This is a genomic window from Sphingomonas sp. S-NIH.Pt3_0716 (assembly GCF_003950715.1).
In the GTDB taxonomy this organism is placed as follows: Bacteria; Pseudomonadota; Alphaproteobacteria; order Sphingomonadales; family Sphingomonadaceae; genus Sphingobium; species Sphingobium yanoikuyae_A.
In genome coordinates, this window is sequence record NZ_QLJK01000147.1 from 1 (window position 1) to 507 (window position 507).

The 507-nt window shown below is 60.6% G+C and carries 1 protein-coding gene; it reads left to right on the plus strand.

Annotation, left to right across the window (positions count from 1 at the left end; genetic code table 11):
- Positions 1–151 precede the first annotated feature (151 nt).
- Positions 152–385: a heavy-metal-associated domain-containing protein gene (locus BRX37_RS26555; RefSeq protein WP_047867295.1), complete on the plus strand. Its 234-nt coding sequence runs from the start codon at positions 152–154 to the stop codon at positions 383–385.
- Positions 386–507: the final 122 nt, after the last annotated feature.

Below are 507 nucleotides of genomic sequence, written 5' to 3' on the forward strand. Positions count from 1 at the left end.
TCTGCACTTCGCATGAAACTGACTTCCCGAATTCTTGGTGCCCTGCAACTGCAGGCGAACTGGAAAAGCCGGGCTTGACCTTAACATGATGTCAAGGTCGATAGAAGGGTCGACTCAAAGCGAGGAGACGCTCTCGACCATGGAGAATGGCATGGAAACCCTGGATGCCAATATGCTGCTGTTCTCGGTCAAGGGCATGACGTGCGGGTCCTGCGCGGCGCATATCGAACGCGCTGTCCGTGAAGTCCCGGGAGTGGTGGATGTGAGTGTCGACCGCCCGACGAACCAGGTCCGCATCAAGACGAGCTCCGACACCGGCCAAGCCGATATATTTGTCCGCGCCATCGCGCTTGCCGGCTATGTCGCGAAGCGGGTCGCCCCCTGACGATCATGGCGCTCCGACTGCTCTTGTCGCTGCTTGCCGCGTTCGCGCTGTTCCTGTCACCGCTTGCGGGGACAGGCGGCGCGAATGCGGCGACGCCGCACCTGACTTTCGGAAGCATCGAA

Coding starts and splice junctions, on each gene's coding strand:
- BRX37_RS26555 (WP_047867295.1), top strand. CDS start 152: ATGGAAACCCTGGATGCCAATATGCTGCTGTTCTCGGTCAAGGGCATG.